We start from the raw sequence: 7,272 nt of genomic DNA on the forward strand, positions 1-7,272 counted from the left end.
AGGATGCCGCCGTCGGCGACGAAGACCGCGCCCGCGATCGTGCCGCTGCCCGCGAGCGTGGCGCCCGTCCGCACCTGCACGCCACCCGTGCCCGTGGCGCTGCCGCTCTTGTTGTTCACGCTCAACGTGCCGCCAGTTACCTGGGTGCCGCCGGTGTAGGTGTTGGCGCCCGTCAGCGTGAGCGTGCCGCCGCCTTCCTTGATGATCGAGCCGCCGGCACCGCCGGTGCCGCTGATCGTGCCCGACAAGGTGCTGTCGCCGCCGCTGCCGCCGAGCGTGAGTGCGCTGCCGCCGAGCACCAGATCGCCCGCGCCGCTGAGCGAACCGAAGCTCACGCCGATGACCGCCTGGTCGATGCGCACCTGCGCGCCGGCCTGGTTGATCACCGTGGCCTTGTCGGCCGAGGCGTAGTCGGCAAAGTCCAGCACCCCGCCCGCGGCGTTGGTGATGGTCGACGTGCCGGCGCTTGCCTTTGTCTGGAAGCGCACCGAGCCCTGGTTGTAGATGGCCGCGCCGCCCGCATCGGCGTTGATGCCGAACAGCAGCCTGCCGGGGGCCGCGACGCTCACCGGGCCGCTGCCCAGGGCGCCGGTGACATCGGTGGAGAGCAAGCCGCCATCGACGAAGGTGCCGCCCGTGTAGCTGTTCGCGCTGCCCAGCAGCAGAATGCCGCCGCCGATCTTGCGCAGCCGGCCGCTGCCGCTCATCGCGCCGTTATAGGAACCGACGACGAACAGGTTCGGGTCGAAGACGACCTCCGCGTTGTTGACGATGTTGCCTCGCAGGCTCAGCGTGTCGCCCACCAGCACGCCGGCCTTGACGGTGGTGCCGCCGGTGTAGCTGCTGGTGCCGCGCAGCACCAGCGTGCCCACGTCGTCCTTGACCAGGCCGCCCGTGCCGGTGAGCGCGACATTCATCGTCGCGCTGCGCGCGGTGTCGGTGCCCGAGCCATCGCCCACGCGCACCACCGTGCCCGAGGCGCCGAGTTCGATCGCATCGCCCTGCACCACATAGCCATCGGCCGCGAACTGCGCGCCGATGATGCGCACCGTGCCGCCCGCGTTGCTGACATTGACGGTGCCGCCCGTGCCGCCGAACACCGCGACCTGGTCCTGTGCCCACGCCGCGTTGATCTTGCCGTCGGTGCCGGTCCAGCCGTCGCCGGGCACGCCCACGCGCCAGGTGCCCGCGCCGCCGGCGATCTTGCCGTCGTTGTACTTGCCGGCGTCGCCGCCGTCCCAGAATTTCAGCTCGAGGCCCGCGCGGTTGACCAGGTTGACCTGCTGGGCCACCGAGGTCTGCACCTGAAGGTCTGTGGCCGCAACCGGCACGCTGCCGATGTCCAAGCCGTTGTTGGTGAGCGTGCCGGTGTAGTCGATCAGGCGGTAAATGCCCGCACCGAACTGGCCGCCCTTGGACTGCGCCACGTTGAGCGTGCCGTCCAGCAGCAGGTTGCCGTTGACCTTGACCAGGTCGTTGAGCGAACCGCCGTCAGTGCCGGCCTGGCCGAGGTCGTAGTTGAGCACCGCGCCCTCGAAGAGGCTCAGGCTGCCAAGCGTCAGCGTGCCGGCACCACCATTGCCGGCCGACAGCACGCCGGCCTTGGAGATGGTGACCGCGCCCGCGATGCTGCCGTTGCCCGCCAGCGTCCCGCCGCCGAACACTCGCACCGCGCCGCTGCCGGTCGCACTGCCGCTCACGTTGTTCACGTTCAGCGTGCCGGCTGCGATGGTGGTGCCGCCGGTATAGGTATTGGCGCCGCTCAACGTGAGCGTGCCTGCGCCCACCTTGACGATCGAGCCGCCTGTGCCCGAACCTGGCTGCGAGAAGATGCTGCCCTTGTCGCTGACGGTGCCCGAGATCGTGTCGTTGCGGCCCAGGCCGCCGAGCGCGAGCTGCGTGGCGCCCAGGACGACGGCGCCGCCACCCGAAACCGCACCGAGTTCAAGCGGGGGCTTGCCCGTCGCGCCCGACACGTCGAGCGTGGCGCCTGTGGCGTTGGCGACCGAGGCACTCGTGCCCGTCGCGGCATCGACGAAGCGCACCAGCCCGCCGGCCGTGTTGACGATCTGCGCACTGCCGGCCGTGGACGTCTGGCCGAAGGCCAACAGGCTGTTGCTTCCGTTGGTGATCGTCGCCGTCCCGGCGCTGGCGCTCTCGAAGAAGTTGATCGCCCCGCCCGCGTTGGTGATGGTCGATGCATCGGCACTTGAATTGCCGCCAAACTGCAACGCGTTCGCGCCGCCCATCTGCCAGGTCGCACCATTGAGCGTGATCTTCGAGGAAGCGGCCGTGGCGCCCTGGGCGAACGACAGCGTGTTGCCGCTGTCCCCGCCTGCGGCGCGGCCCACCGTGTACGCGTTGCCGCCGGCGCTCGCCTTGTCGCTGAAGATCAACTGCGAGCCGACGCCCTGCTGCTGCACCGCGCCGCTTCCGAACACGTCGCTCACGGTGGTGAAGATGCTCACGCGGTCCTGCAGCACCGTGCCGCCGCTGTAGTTGTTGGCCCCCATGAGGCTCAGGGAGCCGCCCTTGCCAGTGACGGTGAGCGAACCGTTGCCGGTGATGGCGCCGGCCACGCCGAAGAAGTTGTCGCCCAGATCGATCGTGCCGCCGCCGGAGCCGAGCGCGACGTTGCGCATGCTGAAGGATGGCGCGGAACCCGCGGCGATGCGCAGGGTGCCACCATCCAGCGCCAGGCCCGTGCCGAACGCGCCGAGGTTGGCGTCGCCCGATATCTGCAGGATGCCGCCCTTGATCGTCGTGCCGCCGAAGAAGTTGTTGTTGCCCCTCAGCGTGAGCGTGCCGGCGCCGTTCTTGATGAGGCCACCGATGCCGCTGACGGTGCCGCCCAACGTGAAGTTGTTGTTGCCCTGCACGGTCAGGCTGCCGACAAGGTTCACGTTCTGGGCCAGCGTGAGGCCGTTCGCCGCGGCCTGGATCGCGCCGCCGTTGCCCATCAGCGTGCCGGTGCCGAAGGCGCCTGCGTCATCGAAGATCGCGACGCCGCCGTTGAGCAGGGCGCTGCCGCTGACCACCGGGCCGTTCAGGGTCCAGGTGCCGCTGTTGACCTGGAGGTTCTCGAAGTTCAGGTACTGCGCGGCCTTGATCTCGCCCGAGCCAGCACCACCGCCGGCGTTGCGCAGCACCAACGTGTCGGTGCCACCAACGCCCGCATCGACCGTGCCGGCGGCCGCGAAGTTCAGCGTGCCGCCCGACGGCGCCGCCACCGCAGTGGCCGGCACCAGGCTCGGTCCGCCGTTGATGGACGAGCCGGTGGCCGCGATGAAGGTATCGTTGCGCGCCCCGGTGCCGAGCGAAACGCTGCCGTTGATCGTGCCCGCGTTGGTGAAACTGTTGCCGCTGGAAGTCGGGCTCTCGAACGCGATGCGGCCGGTGATCGTGCCGGTGTTCACCATGTTGATCTGGCCGCCACCATAGACGGCGACCGCCGCTGCATCGGCCTCGGCCAGTGTCGCTTTGGCGATAGCCCCGGTGGTCATCGTTCCGTTGTTGGTGATCGTCGTGATGCCGCCGCCGTTCTGCAGCGCGAGCGCCAGGCCGGCCAGGCCGACGGACGCATCCCTGGTGCCACTGATCGTCCCGTTGTTGATGACGGTGGCCGTACTGGCCCCGCCGTTGCCCATCACGACGCCCGTGGACAGGTTCGCGGTGTCGTTGCCGAACAGCAGCGGATCGATCTGGCCGTTGTTCGTGAGCTTGATGTCGGAACCCGTCAGCGTCATTGCGCTGCCGCTTCCACCCGGCAGCACGCCGACGGTCGCCCCGGCGTTCACCGTGACGTTCAGGTTGCTGGCGCCGTTCGCATAGTCCGGCGCCAGCAGGGGGGCGGCACCGTCGCAGGTCACGTCGTTGAATGCAACCGTGCACACCGCCTGCGCCGGAAAGAAGCTGGTCGCCAAAAACGCGAGCGCAGCGCCCGCCACTGTCGCCGTGCCGCTGCCCTTGCCGCAGCCCTTCGCCAGTTCCGATGCAACGCGAAACCGGCCCAGCCGACGGTCGAAGATCACGCGGTAGATGTGGTTCACAAGTCTCTCCTCCAATTTTGTAAACCGATGTTATCTAGCCGATGAACTCGAGGTCCCGTGAACGCGAGAAATCGGTGAAGGACCGAATGGAAGGCGAGGAAGTGTCTTGAAGCCACAACATTCCGAAGCCCGCGCCATTGAGTGCGAGTTCGCGACCGGCAGCGCGACGCCATCCCGTTCGACTCCGGGCTCCATCCAGAGAGGCACTGACAGCATTCCGACAGCATCCGCCCGGCAGGATGCGGGCTTCCATCCAAAAAATTCTGGAGACAAGCCATGTCCGACCGCTTCCCCACCGACGTTCCCCTGAGCCGCCGCCACTGGCTGCAAGCCGGCGGCGCCCTCACCCTCGGCGGCCTGCTGCCTTCGATGGCTTCGGCGCAAGACGCCTGGCCCAGCAAGTCGATCCGCTTCGTCGTGCCTTTCGCGCCGGGCGGCAGCTCGGAGATCGTGGCGCGCTCCACCGCCGCCGAGCTGTCGCGCACGCTGGGCCAGAGCGTGTTCGTCGACAACAAGCCCGGCGCGGCCGGCAACATCGCGATGAGCGAGGTGGCGCGCGCCACCGACCAGCACACGCTGATCCTCGGCCACATCGGCACGCTGGCCGTGAACCCCTACATCTTCGCCAAGCTGCCCTACGACGCGAACAAGGACTTCAAGCCCGTGAGCCTGCTGGCCAAGGTGCCCAGCCTGTACGTGGTGCACCCCGACGTGCCGGCGAAGAACCTCAAGGAATTCATCGCCTATGCCAAGAGCAAGCCCGGCAAGCTCAGCTACGGCTCGGCCGGCAACGGCAGCGCCGGCCACCTGGCCTTCGAGTACCTGAAGATGACCGCCGAGGTCTTCATGCTGCACGTGCCCTACCGCGGCACCGGCCCGATGGTGACCGACCTGCTCTCGGGCCGGCTCGATGCCTCGGCCATCGGCGCGGCGGCGATCATTCCGTTCATCAAGGCCGGCAAGGTGCGCTGCATCGCCACCGGCTCGGCCAAGCGCCTGGCGCAACTGCCCGACGTGCCGACCGTGGCCGAGCAGGGCTTCCCCGGCTTCGAGATGACGCAGTGGTACGGCATGCTGGCACCGGCCAGCATCACGCCCCCGCAGATGGCCAAGCTGTCGGCCGAGACCATGAAGGCCGTGAAGTCGCCCGACTCGATGCAGCGGCTCACGGCCGATGCGGCCGAGGCCGTGGGTGGCACGCCGGAGCAGTTCGCGCAGTTCATCACCGCCGAACAGAACCGCTGGCAGAAGGTCATCGCAAGGGCAAACATCAAGCCTGATTGAGGCAGGCAGGCCCTAGCATCGGCGCCATGCGCATCCTGCTGGCCGAAGACGAACACACCCTGGGCACCTGGCTCTGCAAGGCGCTGGAGCATGCGGGCATCCAGGTCGAATGGGTGGACGACGGCCGGCTGGCCGACCGGGCGCTGCAGCAGCGCGACCACGACGCGCTGGTGCTCGACCTGGGCCTGCCCGGCATGGACGGGCACACGGTGCTGCAGCGGCTGCGCGAACGCGACCAGCGGCTGCCGGCGCTGATCCTCACGGCGCGCGATTCGCTGGACGAGCGCGTCGCCTCCCTCAACGCGGGCGCCGACGACTTCCTCGCCAAGCCCTTCGCGCTGGCCGAGCTGGAAGCGCGGCTGCACGCGCTGGTGCGCCGCGCGCGCGGCGTGGAGCATCCGCGCCTGGCCTGCGGGCCGCTGGTGTACGACGGCGCGCGCCGGCAGTTCACGCTGGGCGGCGAGGCGCTCGCCCTGTCGCCGCGCGAACAGGCGGTGCTGCGCGCGCTGGTGCAGCGCAGCGGCGAGCCGCTGTCGAAGCAGCAGATCCTCGACCGCGTGTTCTCCGACGACGACGAGGTGCACCTCGAAGCGATCGAGGTGCTGGTGTACCGGCTGCGCAAGCGGCTCGACGGCAGCGGCGTGCGCATCGTCACGCTGCGCGGCCTGGGCTACGTGCTGGAAGCGGACTGAGTGAGCGCGCTGCGCCGCTTCACCGACCGCCTGCGCCGCACCAGCCTGTGGCAGCGGCTCGCGCTGCTGCTGTTCCCCGCCCTGCTGCTGGTGACGGGCATCGAGCTGTGGATGACGCGGCACGACGCGCTGGCCGCCGCCAACGCCGCGTATGACCGCTCGCTGCTGGGCGCGCTCAAGTCGATCGACGCGAACATCTCCACGGCCTCGGGCGGGCTGTCGGTCGAGCTGCCCTACACGATGTTCGAGTTCTTCGAGCTCACGGCCAGCGGGCAGGTGTTCTTTCGCGTCGCGACCTCCGACGGGCTGGTGGAGCTGGGCAGCGCCGACCTGCCCGCGCCGCCCGTCGAGCCGGCGATGGGCGTGCCGGCCTTCTACGATGCCACCTACTTCGGCGAGGCCGTGCGGCTCGCGGCCTACCGGCGCGACCTGGACCGCGCGCCGGCCGGCAGCACCGGGCGCAGCGTGCTGATCCAGGTCGGCGAGAGCACGCGCTCGCGCCAGGAATTCACAAGCCGCTTCGTGCGCAGCGCCGCACTGCGCGACGGGCTGATCCTCGCGATGCTGCTGTGCGGCACCGCGCTGGCGCTGGCCGCGGCGCTGCGCCCGCTGTCGCGGCTGGCGCGCGAGGTGCAGGCACGCACGCCCGACGACCTCACGCGCATCGCCGAGACCGACCTGCCCGCCGAGGTGCGCCCGCTGGTGGCCGCCGTGAACCAGCAGATGGCGCGCACGCAGGAACTGGTCGCACAACAACGGCAGTTTCTCGACGACGCCTCGCACCAGCTGCGCACGCACCTGACCACGCTGCAGATGCAGGCCGACTACGCGCGCCGCGAGGACGACCCGGCGCAGGTGCGCGCCGCGCTCGACGCGCTGGGCGCCGAGATCGGCCGCGCCACGCGCAGCGCGCAGCAGCTGCTGGCGCTGGGCCGCAGCGACACCGTGGCCGTGGCACCGGCCGAATTCGACACCGCCGAGCTGCTGCGCGAAGTGGCGGTCGACCTGCTGCCGCTGGCGCGCGCCAAGCGCATCGACCTGGGCATCCATGCGCCCTCGCCCGACCTGCACGCGGTGGGCGACCGCGGCCTGCTGCGCGAGGCGTTGAGCAACCTCGTGGCCAACGCCATCGCCTACACGCCGGCGGCCGGCACCATCACGCTCTTCGCGGCCGGCGACGCCGCGGGCTGGAGCCTCAACGTGGAGGACGACGGCCCCGGCCTGAACGACGACGAGCGCGCCACCTT

The 7,272-nt window shown here is 69.9% G+C and carries 4 protein-coding genes; 3 read left to right on the forward strand and 1 reads right to left on the reverse strand.

Going from position 1 to position 7,272, the window contains the following annotated elements; all coding sequences use genetic code 11:
* Positions 1–4,049: autotransporter-associated beta strand repeat-containing protein (locus VBO01S_RS30050; protein ID WP_255221243.1), on the reverse strand; the 4,049-nt coding region annotated here is incomplete at its 3' end.
* Positions 4,050–4,325: 276 nt separating this feature from the next.
* On the opposite strand from VBO01S_RS30050, the gene VBO01S_RS30055 reads away from it, so the two are divergent.
* The 3 genes from VBO01S_RS30055 to VBO01S_RS30065 all read left to right on the forward strand — a co-directional run.
* The gene (locus VBO01S_RS30055) at positions 4,326–5,333 is read left to right on the forward strand and encodes a Bug family tripartite tricarboxylate transporter substrate binding protein (RefSeq protein WP_062482518.1); all 1,008 of its coding nucleotides are present in this window, start codon (positions 4,326–4,328) and stop codon (positions 5,331–5,333) included.
* Between the two features lie 26 nt (positions 5,334–5,359).
* Positions 5,360–6,025 carry a response regulator gene (locus VBO01S_RS30060; RefSeq protein ID WP_062482520.1) on the forward strand — a complete coding sequence of 222 codons (666 nt, stop codon included), beginning with the start codon at positions 5,360–5,362 and terminating at the stop codon, positions 6,023–6,025.
* The coding region (locus VBO01S_RS30065; protein WP_255221244.1) for a sensor histidine kinase at positions 6,026–7,272 on the forward strand (1,247 nt) is incomplete at its 3' end.

Origin of the sequence: Variovorax boronicumulans NBRC 103145 (assembly GCF_001591345.1) — a bacterium.
Classification (GTDB): domain Bacteria; phylum Pseudomonadota; class Gammaproteobacteria; order Burkholderiales; family Burkholderiaceae_C; genus Variovorax; species Variovorax boronicumulans.

Excerpts from the sequence above, each read along its gene's own strand:
- VBO01S_RS30055 (WP_062482518.1), top strand. The coding sequence starts at position 4,326 with ATGTCCGACCGCTTCCCCACCGACGTTCCCCTGAGCCGCCGCCACTGG.
- VBO01S_RS30060 (WP_062482520.1), top strand. The coding sequence starts at position 5,360 with ATGCGCATCCTGCTGGCCGAAGACGAACACACCCTGGGCACCTGGCTC.